Genomic DNA, 17,800 nt, shown 5'->3' with positions numbered 1-17,800 from the left:
AAGCCCGGCGGGTACTCCGCCAGGCTTTCCATATTGGGCGACCGATGGGAGCAGTCGAGTGATTCCCGTGAAACGCCGAACCGCCTCAATCGCCGTTATTGTGCCGCCGCGTCGTTCGCCAACGGCTCTTCTGCAGCAGTTTCCGCCTGCTTGCGCCGCCGGCGCAGCACGACATAGAACACCGGTGTCAGAAACAGGCCGAACAGCGTCACGCCAAGCATGCCGGAGAAGACGGCCGTGCCGAGCGACTGGCGCATTTCGGCACCCGGGCCGGTGGCGATCATCAGCGGCACGACGCCGAAGATGAAAGCAAACGCCGTCATCAGGATCGGGCGCAGGCGCAAGTGACTGGCTTCGATCGCCGCCTCCACCGCACTCTTTCCCTCAGCCTGTGCCTGCCGAGCAAACTCGACGATCAGGATCGCGTTCTTGGCCGCAAGGCCGATCAGCACGATGAGCCCTATCTGCGTGAGGATGTTGTTATCCATCCCTCTCAGATGCACGCCGATCAACGCCGCAAGTACGGCGAGCGGCACGATGAGGATGATGGCGAGCGGTAAGATCCAGCTTTCATACTGCGCCGACAGGGCCAGAAAGACGAAGATCACCGACAGCGCGAAGATGTAGATCGCCGTATTGCCGGTATGCTTCTCCTGATAGGCAAGTTCCGTCCACTCGAAGGTCGTGCCCGCCGGCAGCAGGTTCTTTGCTATGCCTTCCATGATGTCGAGGGCCGAACCGGTAGACACGCCCGGTCCCGGATTGCCCTGAACGGGAACCGAGACATACATGTTGTAGCGCTGCACCAGCGCCGGCCCGGTGGTGTCTCGAATGTCGACCAAAGTGCCGAGCGGCACCAGCGCGCCCGTCGCCGAGCGCACCTTCAGCGCCAGAATATCGTCGCGATCCATACGATACTGCTGATCGGCCTGGGCCCGCACCTGATAGACGCGGCCGAAGGCATTGAAGTCGTTGACGTAGGACGTGCCGAGGTTGATCGACAGGGTTTCGAAGATATTCGGGATCGGTACGTTGAGCGCACGTGCCTTGTCGCGATCGATCGCCAGGAAATATTGCGGGCTGTTGGCGGAGAAGGTCGTGAAGACGCCGCTCACACCCTTATTCTGCGCAGCAACGCCCATCATCTGATAGGCGAGCGGCAGAACACGGCGCATATCCGCATTTTCCCGGTCCATGATCTGCATTTTGAAGCCACCGGAATTGCCGACGCCGCGGATCGAGGGCGGTGGAATGGCGATGATGAAGGCTTCCTGGATGCCCTGAAGGCTGCCGTAGAGCGCACCGATGATCTTGCTGGCCGAATCCCCTGATTTCAAACGCTCTTCAAAAGGCTTGAACGGCGTGAAGATGACACCGGAATTCGAGGCGTTGGTAAAGGTGGCGCCATTGAAACCGGCAAAGGCCACGGCATTCTCGACGCCCGGCGTCTTGTTGATGATCGCGGTCGCCTTCTGGATCACGGCATTGGTGCGCGCCAGCGACGCGCCGTCAGGCAGCTGCACGACGACGATGGCATAGCCCTGGTCCATTGTTGGAACGAAGCCCTGCGGCACGATCCTGCCCATGTACCAGGTGCCGGCGAGGAGCGCGGCAAAGACAAGAAGCGCGCAGGCAAGCGCCGTCCATGTCGTGACCATGTGGCGCACGATCCAGGAATAGCCGCTGCTCATGCGCTCGAAGCCGCGATTGAACCCATCGCCGAGGGCACGGCCGAAACGCGAGAAGATGTTGTTCGACTTCTTGTGGTCGTGCGGGCGCAACACGATCGCGGCGATGGCGGGCGATAGCGTCAGCGAATTCAGACACGAGATCGCCGTCGCAACCGAGATCGTCACGGCAAACTGCCGGTAGAATTGCCCCGTGATCCCCGGAATGAAGGCCGTCGGCAGAAAGACCGCAATGAGCACGAGCGAGATCGCCAGAACGGCGGTGCCCACCTCGTTCATCGTCACATGCGACGCTTCTTTCGGCGTCATGCCGAGTGCGAGGTTGCGCTCGACATTCTCGACCACGACGATGGCGTCGTCGACGACGATACCGATGGCCAGCACCAGACCAAACAGCGTCAGCATGTTCAGCGAGAAGCCGAAGGCGAGAAGGAAAGCGAAGGTGCCGATCAGCGAAACCGGAATGGCAATGATCGGAATGATCGCCGTCCGCCAGGACTGCAGGAAGACCAGTACGACGATGGCAACGAGAACAGCCGCCTCGAAGATGGTCTTGTAGACCTCGTGGATCGATTCGGCGATAAAGTCTGTGGGGTTGTAGATGATGCGGTATTCCAGCCCCTGCGGAAAATCCTGCGACAGGCTCTGCATAGTCTTCTGGATATCGGCGGCAGCATCGAGCGCATTGGTGCCCGGCCGGGCAAAGACGCCGAGTGCGACCGCCGGACTGCCGTTCAGATAGCTGTTGGTGACGTAGTCCTGCGCGCCGAGTTCGATGCGGGCGACGTCCTGCAGCTGCACGAGACGGCCATTTCCGGTCGCCTTGACGATGACGTAGCGGAATTGCCGCGCATCGGAAAAGCGCCCTTGCGTCGTCACCGTATATTGGAAAGCGTTGGTGCCGGAGACGGGCGGGCCGCCGATCGTGCCGCCCGAAACCTGCACGTTCTGGTCCCGAAGCGCCTGAACGATATCGCCTGCGGTCATGCCGTAGGCGGCAAGCTTTTGCGGATCGAGCCAGATACGCAGCGAATATTGCCGCTCGCCGAAAAGCTGCACGTCGCCCACGCCGTCAAGACGGACTAGGACGTCGCGGAGGCGCGTGCGGGCGTAGTTGGAAATATAGAGCTGGTCGTAGCGATTGTTCGGCGAGAGCAGGTGCACGACCATCATCAGATCGGGCGAGCTCTTGACCGTGGTGATACCGATACGGCGGACTTCATCAGGCAGGCGTGGCTCGGCGATAGCCACGCGGTTTTGTACCAGGACCTGCGCCTTGTCGAGATCGGTGCCGAGCTTGAAGGTGATCGTCAACGACATCGAGCCGTCGGCACTGGAATAGGAGGACATATAAAGCATGTCCTCGACGCCGTTGACTTCCTGTTCGATCGGCGTCGCCACCGTATCGGCAATGGTCTGTGCATCAGCACCGGGATAGGAGGTACGAATAACGATAGTGGGAGGCGCAACCTCGGGATATTGCGCCACCGGAAGCTGGAAATAGGCGATGCCGCCGACGATCAGCAGCACGATTGACAGCACCGATGCGAAAATCGGCCGGTCGACGAAAAAATGGGAGAACCTCATTGATCCGTCCCCTGTGTATCGGCCTGTGCCGGCGGCTCATCGTTCGTCGCCTGCTGCGGCAATTCGATCAGCTGCGGCGCAACCTTGACGCCCGGCCGGATCCGCATCAGTCCGTTGACGATGATGGTTTCGTCGCCGGTCATGCCGTCACGAATGACGCGATAGCCGTAGAGTTTCGGCCCGAGGCGAACGGATTTCGGCGTGATAGTGCCGGCGGTGTCGACGGTGTAAACCACGCGCTGGTTCTGATCCGAGCCAATGGCTTCGTCCGGAACGAGGATTGCCTTGTAGGTGTTGGATCCCTGCACCTGCACGCGCCCGAAAAGGCCGGGCTGAAGGATGAGATCGGGGTTCGGGAAGCGGGCGCGAACGCGGATCGTCCCCGTTTCGTTATCGACGCGGTTTTCGGCGAAATCCAGCTTGCCCTTGAACGGCTTCTGCTTGGGATCGGCGATCGTCACCGTCACATCGAGCCCGCCGCCGCCCTGCTGCAAGGCGCTGCCGTTCTTGCGGGCTTCATCGGCGTAGGAGAGCAGCCGGCGTTCGTCGACATCGAAATAGAAATCGATGGGATCGAGCGACACGATGGTCGTCAGCGCCGTCTGATCGGCCTGCACGAGATTGCCGACCGAAATGAGACGCCGGTCGATACGGCCGCTTAGTGGCGCAGTGATGCGGGTAAAGTCCATATCGAGATTGGCGCGATCGACGGCTGCCTGCGCGCCACGCACATTCGCCTGTGCGGCGAGAAGATCGCGACGACGGTCGTCCAGCGTCGAGGCCGACTGGCTGCCCGTGGTCGAGAGGGATTCCGCCCGCTTGTACTGAGCATCGGCAAGCGTAAGCGACGATTTCGCCACCTCCAACGAGGCGGTCGATTCATTCAGCGTCGTGATGAAGGGTCGCTGATCGATGACGAAGAGCAGGTCGCCCTGCTTGACCAAGGTGCCATCCTTGAAATGCACCTCCTGCAGATAACCGCCGACGCGCGAGCGCACGGAAACTTCATCGACAGCCTGAAAGCGGCCGATGAATTCATCGCTATCGATGACATCGCGAACGACGGGTTTGGCGACAGTTACGGGCGGAGCCGGCGGCGCGCTTTGCGCCAAAACCTGGGCTCCCGAGAAAGCGGCTATGAGACAGCTGAACAAAATGGCACGCGGCAGCACTGGCATGAAGGCCCCCTCGAAAAACCGCGGACAGCAAGATCCACCGCCGCGTTAAGCGTCCAAGATATTTGCCTGCAAATTTTAACGAAGGACCCGTTCGCTTTGGCTGCGAAACTCCAATCAAGTCGCTTCGAACTTCCCCAACATGCGCCACGGGCCACGCCGGCCCGGGGGTATCAACCGGCGCTTTGTCCGGCAACATGCCTTAATGTATAAACGGTTTATCGGATTCGACAACAGGGAATGAAGCAGCTGCAGCCGAGCGCAACCACTTGTTTTTCTTGATGTAGATGGACCCGCATAGGATGAGCTGGCTACGCCTCAGCCCTCCAGCTCCTCGCGCAGCATTTCAAGCTCCAGCCATTCCTCTTCCATCTTGGTCAGGTTCTCACGCAGCTTTTCCATCTCGGCCGCAAGACGGTTGAAGGTGGCGGGATCCTTGGTGAAGAGGTTCGGATCGGCCATCTTCTTTTCGCGCGCAGCGATCTCGGCTTCCGCCTTGGCCATTTCCTTGGGCAGGTTTTCGAGGGCAAACTTCTGCTTGTAAGAGAGCTTGTTCTTGCCTTTCGAGGCGTCGCCGGACGATGATGACGCTTCCGCAGCCTTCGGCTTCTCGGCTGCCTTTTCAGCGCGCTTGCGCTCTTCGATCGCGCCCTTGCGCTGTGCAAGCATATCGGAATAGCCGCCGGCATATTCGATCCAGCGGCCATCGGGATCTTCCGGATTGGCCGGCGCGATCGTCGAGGTCACGGTGCGGTCGAGAAAATCGCGGTCGTGGCTGACGAGGATGACCGTGCCGGAAAAACCGGAGACGATTTCCTGCAGCAGATCGAGCGTCTCGATGTCGAGGTCGTTCGTCGGTTCGTCGAGGATCAGAAGATTGGTCGGCCGCGACAGGATGCGCGCCAACATCAGCCGGGCGCGCTCGCCGCCGGAGAGATTCTTGATCGGCGTGCGCGCCTGTTCCGGTTGGAACAGGAATTCCTTCATGTAGCCGGTAACATGCCGCTGCTCGCCATTGACGAGGAGGTTCTCGCCGCGACCGTCGGTCAGGTAGTTGGCGAGCGTGTCTTCCGGGTTCAACTCCTCGCGCTTCTGGTCGAGCGTGGCGATCTCCAGGTTGGTGCCGAGTTTCACCATGCCGCTGTCAGGCTCCAGCTGGCCGGTCAGCATCTTCAAAAGCGTCGTCTTGCCGGCGCCGTTCGGGCCGACAAGACCGATGCAATCACCGCGATGCACGCGGATCGAGAACGGCGTGACGATGGCGCGATCGCCATAGGTCTTGGTGATCTTGTCCGCCTCGATCACCAGCTTGCCGCTTTCCTGCGCATCGGACGCCGCCGCCTGCACCGTGCCCAGCGCGCCCTTGTGACCGCGATGGCGCGAGCGCATGTCCTGCAATTCGCCAAGACGGCGCATATTGCGCTTGCGTCGGGCGGTCACGCCGTAGCGCAGCCAGTGCTCTTCGCGTTCGATCTGCTTGCCGAGCTTGTGCTGTTCCAGCTCCTCTGCCTCGAGCACTTGGTCGCGCCAGGCTTCGAAATGACCAAAGCCTCTGTCCAGCCGGCGCGACGTGCCGCGGTCGAGCCATACGGTCGCTGTCGAGACCTTCTCAAGAAAACGACGGTCATGCGAGATCAGCACGAGCGCGCTGCGGCTCTTCTGCAGCTCGCCTTCCAGCCATTCGATGGTCGGCAGGTCGAGATGGTTCGTCGGCTCGTCGAGCAGCAGGATATCCGGCTCCGGCGCCATGACGCGCGCCAGAGCCGCGCGACGTGCCTCGCCGCCCGAGAGGTTCTTGGGATCTTCCTCGCCGGTCAGGCCGAGATGCGAGAGGAGATAGGTGACTCGATAGGGATCGTCGCCGGGTCCGAGGCCTGCTTCGGCATAGGCCGCCACGGTCTTGTAACCGGCGAAATCCGGCGCCTGTTCGAGATAGCGCACGGTCGACGACGGATGACGAAACACCTCACCCGACTGCGCTTCAACGATGCCGGCAGCAATCTTCAGAAGCGTCGACTTGCCGGAACCATTGCGTCCGACCAGGCAGATCTTGTCACCCGGCTCGACCTGCAGGCCGGCGCCAGCCAGAAGAGGCGCGCCGCCAAAGCTCAGGAAGATGTCGTCGAGTTTCAGAATAGGAGGGGCCAAGATCAGACTCCGCTGAGATCATAAGGGCGGGCAAGAACGATCGCCCTGCCGCTGCCGAGCGAAAAGCGAACTGCGCCTTCCGCCACATTGGAAATGGTGCGCGACCCGCCGAAGGGCAGATGGAAGTCGCGCAAGGGATAACGGGCATTTTCGATGAAAAGGCCCGTGAGATCGCTGAAACCGAGCACCGAAAACAGCGAGCCGGCCGGCAGATCCAGCTCCAGTTTACCCGGTGGCAGCGGCACGGCCTCCTCGTCGCCCGAAGTCAGCAGCACATCGAAGCCCTTTTCGGCAAGCTGCAGACCATAGAGCAGATGCTGGATCGCATGATCCGAACGCTCGCCGCCCATGGCGCCGGCGAGGATCAGCCTCACGGCGCCGCGGTTGATCGCTTCCGATACGGCAATCTCGCCATCGGTTGCCGCTTTCGCCGCCGGATAGGGCTGCTTCGTCACGTCCGGAAATGCTGCAAGCAGATCCGCTGGCGTGGAATCGAAATCACCGACCCATAGTTCCGGCTCGGCTCCAAGCGCAATGGCATGGCGCATGCCGCCATCGGCGGCAATGAAACGACTACCGGAAACGGCCGTCCGCAGCCGGTCCGTCAGACGAAGCTCGCCGCCAAGCAGAATGGTGAATGTGGTGGACTGGTTCATGGGTCAAGCCCATAGCGCAAAGTCCTACACCTAGGGAAGAGCGCCATTCGCCAGAACAGCCCGCTGGGGCCGATCAGTCGGCGGTTTCACTCAAGTTCGCCTGGAAAATGCGTTCATAGCCGCTGACATAACGATCAAACAGCAGCGAAAAGCTTTCGATATCCTCTGGGGACCAATCGGCGAAAATGCTGCTGATAACGGAATACTTCTGCACCTGGATCTCCGACAGCAGGCGCTGCCCGAGTGCGGTGAGCACGACGACGATGCGCCGGGCATCCGCCTGCGATGCCTTGCGGCGCAAAACACCGCGGGCCACCATGTCGGCAACGATGCGGCTCGCCCGGGAGGGATCGATGCGCAGCAGCTCGGCGATCGTGCCGACGGTCACCTCCCCGGTCCCTTCCGCACGCCGCACGACATCGAGCACATCGAGATGCGATAGCTCGAGCCCAGGCGCAACATGCTGAATGGCAAGCCTGCCGATCATGCGGCGGCCTGTGAGCAAACGCATGCGCATCATCGCCTGGCCGATGCGCTGGAACTTCTCGTCTTCGGCCGGCGTCTGGGCTTCAACTTCACGTGTATTCGTCGCAGATGTCATCCTTCCACCATAGCAGAGGTTGAGAGGAAACAAAACATGCAAATGGCATTCACCTGCCATTGACAATTATATGCTAATAGCACATATGTTTCAACCATGAAGACTGGGCGTCCCGCGCATTCGCTCGATAGCGCAACGTTCCGGCCAAGCTCGGATTTCTTGCCCCATGGACATGCAGACAAAGTTCGCGCCGCTCGTGGCGGACCATAGACGTCGGCTTATTCTCTTCCTGTTCCTGATGACCGCCATGTTCATGGCGACGCTCGACAACCAGATCGTATCGACGGCGCTCCCGACGATCGTCGGCGAATTCGGCCATCTCGAACGCTTCGGCTGGATCGGATCGGCCTATCTCCTCTCCCTTTCCGCCGTCATGCCCGTCTACGGCAAGCTCGGCGATCTCTTCGGCCGCAAATATGTGATGATGACAGCGATCGCAATCTTCACGATCGGCTCCGCCGTCTGCGGCCTTGCGGTTTCYATGAACACGCTGATCGCCGCCCGCGTGCTGYAGGGCTTCGGCGGCGGCGGCATCATGGTCTCGATCTTCGCCGTCAACGCCGATCTCTTCGAGCCGCGCGAGCGCGCCCGCTACCAGAGCTATTCCAGCCTCGTGCTGATGGCCTCCGGCGCCGTCGGCCCGGTCCTTGGCGGCACGATGAGCGATCTGTTCGGCTGGCGCTCGATCTTCCTCGTCAATGTGCCGATCGGCTTCATCGTGCTGGCGGGCCTTGCCACCATGCTGCCCTACCGCAAGCCGGCCCGCCGACCGAAGATCGATTATGCCGGCGCGATCGTCCTTGCCTTGACGACGACAAGCATCGTGCTTGCCGCTGACGGCAGCGAGCTTTTCGGATCGCTCTTGTCGCCGCAATGCCTCGGCATCATCGCTTTCGGCGTCCTCTGCGCGGTCACCTGGGTCTTCATCGAGCGCCGCGCTCCGGAGCCGATCGTCCCCATGTCGCTCTTCCGCAATCCGACATTCGGCCGGCTTCTGGTAATCTCGATCACTAGCGGCGCCGTCGCCATCGGCATGGTCAACTACTTCGCGCTGTTCCTGCAGACCACGACCGGCCTTTCGCCCTCGATGACCGGATTGTTGTTCATTCTTCTGACCGGCGGCCTCGTCTGCGGCTCCCTGTCTGCCGGCCGGCTGATCGCAGCAAGGGGACGCTACAAGCCCTTCGCGGTCGCAAGCGCCACCTGCAGTACCATCGCCTTTGCATCGCTCGCCTTCGTCCATGCCGGAACGCCGATCACCGTCATCGGTGCCTTGATGCTGCTGCATGGCATCGGCATCGGTCTTGCCCAGCAGGTGCCCGTCATCGGCGTGCAGAACGCGGCAGCGGCCCGCGACGTCGGCGCTGCGACCGGCGCCGTCACGCTCTCGCGCATGGGCGGCGCCTCGATCGCCATCTCGATCTACGGCGCCATCATTGCCGCAAAGCTTGGCAATATCGGCGTTTCGATATCCGGTGTGTCCGATATCGAGCAGCTGACTCCGAAGATGATGGCCGCCTTGCCCGAGGCAACCCGCGAAGCCGTCGCCAACGCCTATGCGGGCGCCTTCAGCCCGCTTTTCATGACCGCTGCCGGCATCTGCCTGCTCGGCCTGCTGACCTCTCTTACGCTGAAAAACGTGCAGCTTCCCGGCGCCAGCAAGGCACAGGAAAGCGCCGCCGTCGCAGAAGCTGCCGAGTAGGTCTTCCATGCTGCAATCGACAAGGGAATCATTTCCCTTGTCATCCCTTCGTCACAGGGCTAAATCTGCCGACGCTCTAACGGGGTGCCTTGTGTCCTATCGGATATCTGGCTGAGAGGCTTTCACCGGCCAACCCGCGGAACCTGATCCGGCTAACACCGGCGGAGGGATTAGACGCGTGACGAAATCATAGCGCCCTTTTCCCCTTCAAGACGAAACCAAAGAGGAGGCGCTGCCATGCACGACCGTTCGCTATTGTCATTCATCACCGGCCTGGCGCTCGCCGCCGGAACGACGTTTTTCGCCGTCCAGCCCGCAGCTGCGGCCGACAAGACGCTGACCATCTATACCTATGAGAGCTTCACGTCCGAATGGGGTCCCGGCCCGAAGATCAAAGTCGCCTTCGAAAAGACCTGCGGCTGCACGGTCAATTACGTCAGTGTCACCGATGGCGTTGCGCTTCTCTCCCGCCTGAAGCTCGAAGGCGCCGGCACCAAGGCCGACGTCGTCCTCGGCCTCGACACCAACCTCGTCGACGAAGCCAAGGACACCGGCCTTTTCGACGCAAGCGGTGTCGATACCTCGGCACTCAAGGTTCCCGGCGACTTCAAGAACGATATCTTCGTGCCCTATGACTACGGCCATTTCGCCGTCATCTACGACACACAGACAATCAAGAATCCGCCTAAGAGCATGAAAGATCTCGTCGAGGGCGATCCCAAGCAGAAGATCGTCATCGAGGATCCCCGCACCTCGACGCCCGGCCTCGGCCTGCTGCTCTGGGTAAAATCGATCTATGGCGATAAATCAGCCGATGCCTGGGCAAAGCTCAAGGGCCGCATCCTGACGGTAACGCCCGGCTGGTCGGAAGCCTACGACCTCTTCACCAAGGGCGAAGCGCCGATGGTGCTCTCCTATACGACATCGCCGGCCTACCACATGATCGAGGAAAAGACCGACCGCTATCAGGCCGCCAGCTTCTCCGAAGGGCATTACATCCAGATCGAGGTCGCCGGCCTCATCAAATCGTCGCCCAATAAGGACCTTGCCCACGACTTCCTGAAGTTCATGGTCTCTCCGGGCTTCCAGGACATCATCCCAACAAGCAACTGGATGATGCCGGTCTCGGCCACCTCGACGCCGCTGCCAGACGCCTTCGGCAAGCTCGTCGTGCCGTCAAAGACCTTCCTCATCAGCCCCGATGTCGTCGAAAAGAACCGCAAGGCCTGGATCGACGAGTGGCTGACAGCCACCAGCGGCAACTGATATCGCGACCATGCTCACGGCATCCGAACGAAGGCGCGCCATTTCCGCTGGGGCGCTCGGCCTCGCTGGCATAGCGCTTTTCGTTGGGATCGCCGTGGCAATCCTGCTTGCCGCCGGTATCGAATCCGGCGGCGACAACCCATTGACCGACCCCTACCTGCTGCGCGTGCTGCGGTTCACACTGCTGCAGGCGATCCTATCGACATTGCTTTCCGTCGCCCTTGCCATACCGGTCGCCCGGGCGCTTGCGCGCCAACCGCACTTTCCCGGCCGTCTTTGGCTGATCCGGCTGATGGCCGTACCCATGGGCCTGCCGGTGCTGATTGGCGCGCTCGGCCTGCTTGGCATATGGGGCCGGCAGGGCCTGCTCAATCAGGCGCTTGCCGCCCTCGGCTTGTCGCAGCCCGTCAGCATCTATGGCTTGCCCGGCATTCTGCTGGCGCATGTCTTCTTCAACATGCCGCTCGCCTGCCGGCTGATGCTGGCTGGGTTGGAGCGCGTGCCGGCGGAATATTGGCTGGTGGCCGGCGGCCTCGGCATGAAACCACATTCCGTATTCCGCTTTATCGAATGGCCTGTGCTGCGCGGCCTCATCCCCGGCATTGCCGGCCTGATCTTCATGCTCTGCGCTACCAGCTTCACACTGGTGCTAACCCTCGGCGGCGGCCCGGCTGCAACGACACTGGAAGTGGCGATCTATCAGGCGTTGCGTTTCGATTTCGATCCTGGCCGCGCCGTGATGCTGTCGCTGCTGCAGATCGTCGTCACAGCGATGGTCCTCGGAGCGATGACGCTGTTTCCCTCGGCGGACGACCACGGGCTGACGAGTGGCCGCGCCCTGCGGCGCATCGACGGGCAACTGCGCGGCGCCCGATGGGCCGATGCCGCCATGCTGCTTGCCGCCGCTCTCTTTATCGGCCTGCCGCTCGCATCCGTCATTGTCGCCGGTCTCGAGGGCAATCTTCTCAGGCTCGCCGGTCAGGCGATCTTTCTGCAGGCAGCCATAACCAGCCTCGGAATCGCGCTTGCCGCCGGGCTTTTGGCCGTCGTGATATCGTTTGCCATCATTCATGCCCGCTCGGTGATCTCAGCAGATCGCAAAAAATCGTGGAGCCTGCGCAGCCTTGCGGCCACCCTGACGGGAGCCTCGTCGCTCATTCTGCTCGTTCCGCCGATCGTGCTGGCGACCGGCTGGTTCCTGGCACTCCGCCCGCTCGGCGACCCCAGCCGATTCGCCGCAGTCCTGATCGTCATCATCAACGCGCTGATGGCGCTTCCCTTCGTTATCCGGGTATTGGAGCCGGCCTATGCCGTTCATCGGCGGCGCACCGCGCGGCTGGCTGCAAGCCTTGGCCTTCAGGGCGTAACGCGACTCTGGCTCATTGATTGGCCCGGCCTTCGCAAGCCCCTCTTCACCGCGCTCTCCTTCGCCATGGCACTTTCGCTCGGCGATCTCGGCGCCGTGGCCCTCTTCGGCTCCAGCAGCCTGATGACCCTGCCCTGGCTGGTTTACAGCAAGCTTGGCAGCTACCGCACCAACGACGCCGATGGATATGCCCTGATCCTCGGCATGGTATGCTTTCTCCTCACCATCGCAGGCACGGCGGGCCAGGGCGCTCGCGACGGTGAAGGCAAGCAAAATGACTGACGGCAGCGACATGATCGAACGCAGCATCGCGATGACAGGCGTCGAATTGCGGCTCGGGACGCATGACTTCCGCTTCGATTGCGCATTGCCGCAAAGCAGGATCATTGCGGTTGCCGGACCTTCCGGGGCGGGCAAATCGACCTTCCTCAATCTCTTGGCCGGCTTCGAACAACCCGATCGCGGCCGCGTTCTCCTTGCCGGACAGGACGTGACCGGCAAGCATCCCGCCGAGCGGCCGGTATCGCTCGTCTTCCAGGACAACAATCTCTTTGCCCATCTCGACCTTTTCACCAATGTCGGCCTGGGCATCAACCCTTCACTGAAGCTCTCCGCACAGGACCGGCAGAAGGTCTCGGAGGCACTTGCGCGCGTCGGGCTGGCCGGTTTCGAACGTCGCAAACCTGGAACCCTATCGGGCGGCGAACGCCAGCGTGCCGCTTTCGCCAGAGCATTGGTGCGCGACAAGCCGATCCTGCTCCTGGACGAACCCTTCGCAGCACTCGATCCCGGACTGCGCTCCGGCATGGTTGAATTGCTGAAAACCCTGCACCGGGAAACCCGCAATACGGTGCTGATCGTCTCGCACGATCCTGCGGAGGTACGGCGCCTTGCCGACCATGCTGTCTTTATCGACGGCGGCAAAATCGCACTTTCCGCCCCGATCGAGGCGTTTCTAAACACTGCCGACATCCCGGCACTTACAACATTTCTCCGCCATTAAGTGCGACGCAGCATTATGCCACGGGCTTTGCCTTAATTTCGTCGCGCCGAGCGGCTGAAAGTCCGGGGAAATGCTTGCTAAAATACAACGCTGCCACATTTAAACGGAGTCTCGCTATGCAACCGGTGCCAAAATCGGCTACAGCAAAGGGTGGAGACCGTCCGGGCAAATGCGGATCGATGGGGTAAAGGCAACCTTTATCGGCGCGCGACGATGATCCGCCCGGTCACGATCAACCGGATTTGGCGCCGAGCCGGCATGGCAGCGAAATGAGTGAGACACTGGTAAACAAGCAGAGCGAACGAGCAGAACGAAGGATCAGAGCGACCGTCGCAGCCCGTTTGCGCCGCCTAGCGCCTCTCCTTGTCGCCGCTGCGATGCTGAACAGCTGCCAAACTGTTATGGATCAGTCGTATCAGCCGAGCGTTTCGCCTTCGGCCAACCCGCAGATCGTTTCCGAGGTACAGAAGAACGACCCGCGCGCGCAAATGGGTGCCCGCGAGCATCCGCGGATTCTCGCAAGCTACGGCGGCGAGTATAAGGACGCCAAGACGGAGCGCCTCGTTGCCCGCATTGCCGGCGCCTTGACCAGCGTGTCGGAGAACCCGCAGCAGTCCTACCGCATCACCATTCTCAATTCGCCGTCGATCAACGCCTTCGCGCTGCCGGGCGGCTATCTTTACGTGACGCGCGGCCTGCTGGCCTTGGCCAACGACGCGTCCGAAGTCGCGGCTGTCCTGTCACACGAAATGGCGCACGTCACGGCCAACCACGGCATCGAACGGCAGAAGCGCGAAGAGGCTGAAGTCATTGCCAGCCGCGTCGTTGCCGAAGTTCTGTCGAGCGATCTTGCCGGCAAGCAGGCGCTTGCCCGCGGCAAGCTGCGTCTCGCCGCGTTCTCGCGCCAGCAGGAACTGCAGGCGGACGAGATCGGTATCCGCACGCTCGGCCAAGCCGGCTACGACCCCTACGCCGCTGCGCGCTTCCTCAATGCCATGGAAGACTACAGCCGCTTCATGACGGCCAATTCCGACGCCGATCAGAGCCTGGACTTCTTGTCGAGCCATCCAAGCACGCCACAGCGCATCGACCTTGCCAAGGCGCATGCCCGCCAATTCGGCGAGGAAGGCAAAGTTGGCGACACCGGGCGCGGCTACTATCTGAGCGGCATTGATGGCCTGCTCTATGGCGACAGTCCTGAAGAAGGCTATGTGCGCGGCCAAACATTCCTGCATGGCGGTCTCGGCATCCGCTTCGACGTACCGCCCGACTTTCGCATCGACAACAAGGTCGAAGCCGTCATGGCGACCGGCCCGGGCGACATCGCCATCCGTTTCGATGGTGTAGCCGATACGCAGAACCAGAATCTGACGAACTATATTTCCAGCGGTTGGGTGACGGGCCTCGATCCCACGTCGATCAAGTCGATCACCGTCAACGGCATGCCGGCAGCGACCGCGCGCGCCTCTGCCGATCGCTGGGACTTCGACGTCACCGTGATCCGCGACCGCACACAGATCTTCCGCTTCCTGACGGCAGTTCCGAAGGGAAATATTGCCCAGTTGGATCAGACGGCCAATGTGCTGCGCGCGAGCTTCCGGCACATGACGCCGGACGAGGCAGCATCGCTAAAGCCGCTCCGCGTGCGCGTCGTCACCGTCAAGCCCGGTGATACGATCACCACGCTTGCCGCCCGCATGATGGGCACCGACCGCAAGCTTGACCTGTTCAAATTGATCAATGCCCTGCCCACCGGCGCAAGCATCGCACCGGGCGACAAGGTCAAGATTATCGCCGAATAGAGCAACTCCCGGAAAAGGGCGAAGCGGTTGTCCGCCCGAAATTGCGTAGCCGCAAGAGAGCACATTTTCGCGTTTCGCAGAAAAACGGAAAGGCTGTAGGGGCATTACCTTCTCCCAGCCGGGAGAAGGTCGCTGTCAGGCGTAGCTCGCCATGCGCGGATCGGCATCGACTAAGGCGCAGCGAAGCTTGTCCATCGCACGGCTTTCGATCTGTCGGACGCGCTCCTTGGAGATGCCGAGATCAGCACCAAGCTCCTCTAGCGTCGCCCCGTCTTCGACAAGGCGGCGAGCACGGATGATCTTCATTTCACGCTCATTGAGATGCTTCAGCGCCGATGCGAGCCAGACACGGCGACGTTCGCCATCGATCATGTCGGACACCTGCTCGTCCGGAAGCGGCTCGTCGCTGATCAGGAAATCGATACGCTCGGCGCTTTCGGAATCGCCTGATATCGACGGCGCCTGCAGCGACGTGTCGCTGCCGGAAAGACGCGCATCCATCGTCTGCACATCGGCGAGGCTGACGCCGAGCGTCACGGCGATTTCCTCATGGATGGCCTGGACGGTGACGTTCGAATCGCTTCGCGCCAGCTTCGCGCGCAGGCGGCGGAGATTGAAGAACAGCGCTTTCTGCGCCGAGCTCGTGCCACCGCGAACGATCGACCAGTTGCGCAGGATATAATCCTGAATCGACGCCCGGATCCACCAGCTGGCATAGGTCGAGAAACGCACTTCCCGCTCCGGCTCAAACCTTGCCGCCGCTTCCAACAGACCTACATAGCCCTCTTGTACGAGATCGCTCATCGGCAAGCCGAAATTGCGAAACTTGCCCGCCATCGAAATGACAAGGCGCATATGGGCGGTTGCGATCTGATTGCGGGCGCCGCGATCCTCATGGTCCTTCCAGCGTATGGCAAGGTCATGTTCTTCGTCGCGATCGAGATAGGGAGCAGCCATCGCAACTTTGATCATTCGCCGATCTGCAGACATATTCGTCATATGCATCTCCTAGGTTCGGCCTCAAATCGTCTCTATGCCGCGGTCGACGAGAAGGGCAGCAGTCATCGTTTCCGGACATCGCTGTTCGGATGAAAATCAATTGAGTGAAATGCGAAATTGGAGACCGATCTCCGGCGCGCCGGATGATCGATGACTAGTCTAGTTCGATCTCATCGAACGGGTCTGACGATTGAAGCATCTTCAGATCGCCGGGGAGCTTCGGATGAAAACGCATAGGCCGGTCCTCGTGAACATTCATGAAGCGGCCTGCCTGGAAATTCCCCTACCGGAGAACACCCACACCAACCGCCAACACGAGGTTAAAACGCGGCAGTACGAAAAAGGTTCCAAAGAAAAAACCCGGCGCGAAGGCCGGGTTTTTAAAAGTGGTATAGGGCGCCTTGGCCTTATGCGGCTTCGTCCTGGGAATCGTCGTCCTCGATGACCTTGCCACGCTTCGGACCCTTGTTGAGATTGGTCTCGACAAGGCGGACAGCTTCCGTTTCCGACATCTTGTTGACGGCGGCAATTTCGCGCGCCATGCGATCAAGCGCAGCCTCATAAAGCTGACGTTCGGAATAGGACTGTTCCGGCTGGTTCTCGGCGCGATAGAGGTCGCGAACCACTTCCGCGATCGAGATCAGATCGCCGGAATTGATCTTGGCATCATATTCCTGAGCGCGGCGCGACCACATGGTGCGCTTCACGCGGGCCTTGCCCTGCACGACCTTCAATGCACGATCGACGAAATCCGTCTCGGAAAGCTTGCGCATACCGATGCTCATGGCCTTGGCTACCGGCACCTTCAGACGCATCTTGTCTTTCTCGAAGTCGATTACGAACAGCTCGAGCTTCATGCCCGCAACTTCCTGCTCTTCGATCGCAGTGATCGTACCGACACCGTGGGCCGGATAAACGATCGCTTCACCAGTCTTGAAGCCATGGCGTGCTGCTGAAGGTTTTTTCTGCTGGGTCGTCATTCTTTTCAAAAACTCCCTGTTACGCGCCCGGGTTAAGGGCCGGGGCCGGGTCAGTCAGGCCCGGATGAGACGGAAGCACCGTCAAGGACTTCATCCTGGTCCAGCCAGACTCATGCAAACACTAACCCATCCATCGCGACCCCAGACCCGACACACAAAACGTTGATATGGCAGGGAAACCGCGTACGGATTGGCTATTTGCTTTCGTGATGGTTTTGGGCATGCGAAATGCCGCTGTGGATCAGTATGAGCAAGCTATCACAAAAATCTGAGGAAATCAATAATTTGCTTCACGCGCGCCAAAATGGCCACGTTGACCACCATGCGGCTCAGCCGTGGTGATTCGCTCCGTGCAATATCGACTACACCTTTATGGGCGGCCTGTCACCGCCCCTGATCAATCGCCGGCGCCGGGATTGGTCGAGAAATATTTCTCGAACTTGCCCTGCTCGCCGTCCATCTCCTTGGCTTCCGGAAGCGCGTCACGCTTGACCGTGATATTCGGCCAGATGGATGCATATTCGGCATTGATTTTCAGCCACTTATCGAGGCCAGGCTCAGTATCGGGCTTGATAGCCTCCGCCGGACATTCCGGTTCGCAGACGCCGCAATCGATGCATTCGTCGGGATGGATGACGAGGAAATTCTCACCCTCGTAGAAGCAGTCGACAGGGCAGACTTCTACGCAATCGGTATACTTGCAGCGGATGCAATTGTCGGTCACGACATATGTCATGAAGCACTCCAGGAATGTCTCTAGCTTCCGCAGCTGCGCAACCTGGAACGTCGCGCCTTTCCACGGAGCCGAACGAGCAGACGAATGCGCG

General features: G+C 60.8%; 13 protein-coding genes and 1 riboswitch. Of the genes, 5 read left to right on the top strand and 8 right to left on the bottom strand.

Translation table 11 applies throughout. The features are described from left to right. Window positions 1-95 precede the first annotated feature (95 nt). From QD461_RS05265 to QD461_RS05245, 5 genes are all read right to left on the bottom strand, one after another. Window positions 96-3,275: an efflux RND transporter permease subunit gene (locus QD461_RS05265; protein WP_414086767.1), complete on the bottom strand. Its 3,180-nt coding sequence runs from the start codon at window positions 3,273-3,275 to the stop codon at window positions 96-98. Beyond that, window positions 3,272-4,453, bottom strand: coding sequence for an efflux RND transporter periplasmic adaptor subunit (locus QD461_RS05260; RefSeq protein WP_414086766.1), 1,182 nt, complete (start codon window positions 4,451-4,453; stop codon window positions 3,272-3,274). Before QD461_RS05260 ends, QD461_RS05265 begins: the two co-directional genes overlap by 4 nt. A 315-nt stretch (window positions 4,454-4,768) precedes the next feature. Continuing rightward, a complete protein-coding gene (locus tag QD461_RS05255) occupies window positions 4,769-6,598 on the bottom strand; it encodes an ABC-F family ATP-binding cassette domain-containing protein (RefSeq protein ID WP_414086765.1) in 1,830 nt (609 codons plus the stop codon). Between the two features lie 2 nt (window positions 6,599-6,600). Next, entirely contained in the window at window positions 6,601-7,254 is a 654-nt protein-coding gene (locus QD461_RS05250; protein WP_414086764.1) for a thiamine diphosphokinase, read from the bottom strand. 73 nt (window positions 7,255-7,327) lie between these two features. Continuing rightward, window positions 7,328-7,855, bottom strand: coding sequence for a MarR family winged helix-turn-helix transcriptional regulator (locus tag QD461_RS05245; RefSeq protein ID WP_414086763.1), 528 nt, complete (start codon window positions 7,853-7,855; stop codon window positions 7,328-7,330). Window positions 7,856-8,021: 166 nt separating this feature from the next. Here QD461_RS05245 and QD461_RS05240 point away from each other — a divergent pair, with 166 nt between their 5' ends. The 5 genes from QD461_RS05240 (at window position 8,022) to QD461_RS05220 (ending at window position 14,994) form a co-directional block, all read left to right on the top strand. Further along, complete coding sequence (locus tag QD461_RS05240; protein ID WP_414086762.1) at window positions 8,022-9,557, top strand: MDR family MFS transporter; 1,536 nt, start codon at window positions 8,022-8,024, stop codon at window positions 9,555-9,557. A gap of 70 nt (window positions 9,558-9,627) precedes the next feature. Continuing rightward, window positions 9,628-9,744: riboswitch (TPP riboswitch) on the top strand. Window positions 9,745-9,794: 50 nt separating this feature from the next. Further along, window positions 9,795-10,823, top strand: coding sequence for a thiamine ABC transporter substrate binding subunit (thiB, locus tag QD461_RS05235; protein ID WP_414086761.1), 1,029 nt, complete (start codon window positions 9,795-9,797; stop codon window positions 10,821-10,823). Between the two features lie 10 nt (window positions 10,824-10,833). After that, on the top strand, window positions 10,834-12,471 hold the full coding sequence (thiP, locus tag QD461_RS05230) for a thiamine/thiamine pyrophosphate ABC transporter permease ThiP (RefSeq protein WP_414086760.1): 1,638 nt from the start codon (window positions 10,834-10,836) through the stop codon (window positions 12,469-12,471). Then, complete coding sequence (locus QD461_RS05225; protein WP_414086759.1) at window positions 12,464-13,192, top strand: ATP-binding cassette domain-containing protein; 729 nt, start codon at window positions 12,464-12,466, stop codon at window positions 13,190-13,192. The genes thiP and QD461_RS05225 overlap by 8 nt, the downstream gene beginning before the upstream one ends. A gap of 377 nt (window positions 13,193-13,569) precedes the next feature. Continuing rightward, window positions 13,570-14,994: a M48 family metalloprotease gene (locus QD461_RS05220; RefSeq protein ID WP_414087067.1), complete on the top strand. Its 1,425-nt coding sequence runs from the start codon at window positions 13,570-13,572 to the stop codon at window positions 14,992-14,994. A 135-nt stretch (window positions 14,995-15,129) separates the two neighbouring features. Here the strand turns inward: QD461_RS05220 and QD461_RS05215 are convergent, their stop codons facing one another. From QD461_RS05215 to fdxA, 3 genes are all read right to left on the bottom strand, one after another. Further along, window positions 15,130-15,993, bottom strand: a complete 864-nt coding sequence (locus QD461_RS05215) for an RNA polymerase factor sigma-32 (RefSeq protein ID WP_414086758.1) — start codon at window positions 15,991-15,993, stop codon at window positions 15,130-15,132. A 407-nt stretch (window positions 15,994-16,400) separates the two neighbouring features. Next, window positions 16,401-16,973, bottom strand: a complete 573-nt coding sequence (locus QD461_RS05210) for a CarD family transcriptional regulator (protein WP_414086757.1) — start codon at window positions 16,971-16,973, stop codon at window positions 16,401-16,403. Between the two features lie 397 nt (window positions 16,974-17,370). Continuing rightward, window positions 17,371-17,709 (bottom strand): ferredoxin FdxA, encoded by a 339-nt coding sequence (gene fdxA, locus QD461_RS05205; protein WP_004127002.1) that lies wholly within the window; start codon window positions 17,707-17,709, stop codon window positions 17,371-17,373. Window positions 17,710-17,800: the final 91 nt, after the last annotated feature.

This window comes from Rhizobium sp. BR 314 (assembly GCF_047445805.1).
Classification (GTDB): domain Bacteria; phylum Pseudomonadota; class Alphaproteobacteria; order Rhizobiales; family Rhizobiaceae; genus Rhizobium; species Rhizobium lusitanum_B.
Note: the sequence above shows the minus strand (reverse complement) of the source record. Positions and strands in the feature narration are given on the sequence as shown.

What these genes read in the sequence shown, in the direction of transcription:
- QD461_RS05265 (WP_414086767.1), bottom strand. Translation starts at nt 3,275, where the DNA reads ATGAGGTTCTCCCATTTTTTCGTCGACCGGCCGATTTTCGCATCGGTG.
- QD461_RS05260 (WP_414086766.1), bottom strand. Translation starts at nt 4,453, where the DNA reads ATGCCAGTGCTGCCGCGTGCCATTTTGTTCAGCTGTCTCATAGCCGCT.
- QD461_RS05250 (WP_414086764.1), bottom strand. Translation starts at nt 7,254, where the DNA reads ATGAACCAGTCCACCACATTCACCATTCTGCTTGGCGGCGAGCTTCGT.
- QD461_RS05245 (WP_414086763.1), bottom strand. Translation starts at nt 7,855, where the DNA reads ATGACATCTGCGACGAATACACGTGAAGTTGAAGCCCAGACGCCGGCC.
- thiB (WP_414086761.1), top strand. Translation starts at nt 9,795, where the DNA reads ATGCACGACCGTTCGCTATTGTCATTCATCACCGGCCTGGCGCTCGCC.
- thiP (WP_414086760.1), top strand. Translation starts at nt 10,834, where the DNA reads ATGCTCACGGCATCCGAACGAAGGCGCGCCATTTCCGCTGGGGCGCTC.
- QD461_RS05225 (WP_414086759.1), top strand. Translation starts at nt 12,464, where the DNA reads ATGACTGACGGCAGCGACATGATCGAACGCAGCATCGCGATGACAGGC.
- QD461_RS05220 (WP_414087067.1), top strand. Translation starts at nt 13,570, where the DNA reads ATGCTGAACAGCTGCCAAACTGTTATGGATCAGTCGTATCAGCCGAGC.
- QD461_RS05215 (WP_414086758.1), bottom strand. Translation starts at nt 15,993, where the DNA reads ATGACGAATATGTCTGCAGATCGGCGAATGATCAAAGTTGCGATGGCT.
- QD461_RS05210 (WP_414086757.1), bottom strand. Translation starts at nt 16,973, where the DNA reads ATGACGACCCAGCAGAAAAAACCTTCAGCAGCACGCCATGGCTTCAAG.
- fdxA (WP_004127002.1), bottom strand. Translation starts at nt 17,709, where the DNA reads ATGACATATGTCGTGACCGACAATTGCATCCGCTGCAAGTATACCGAT.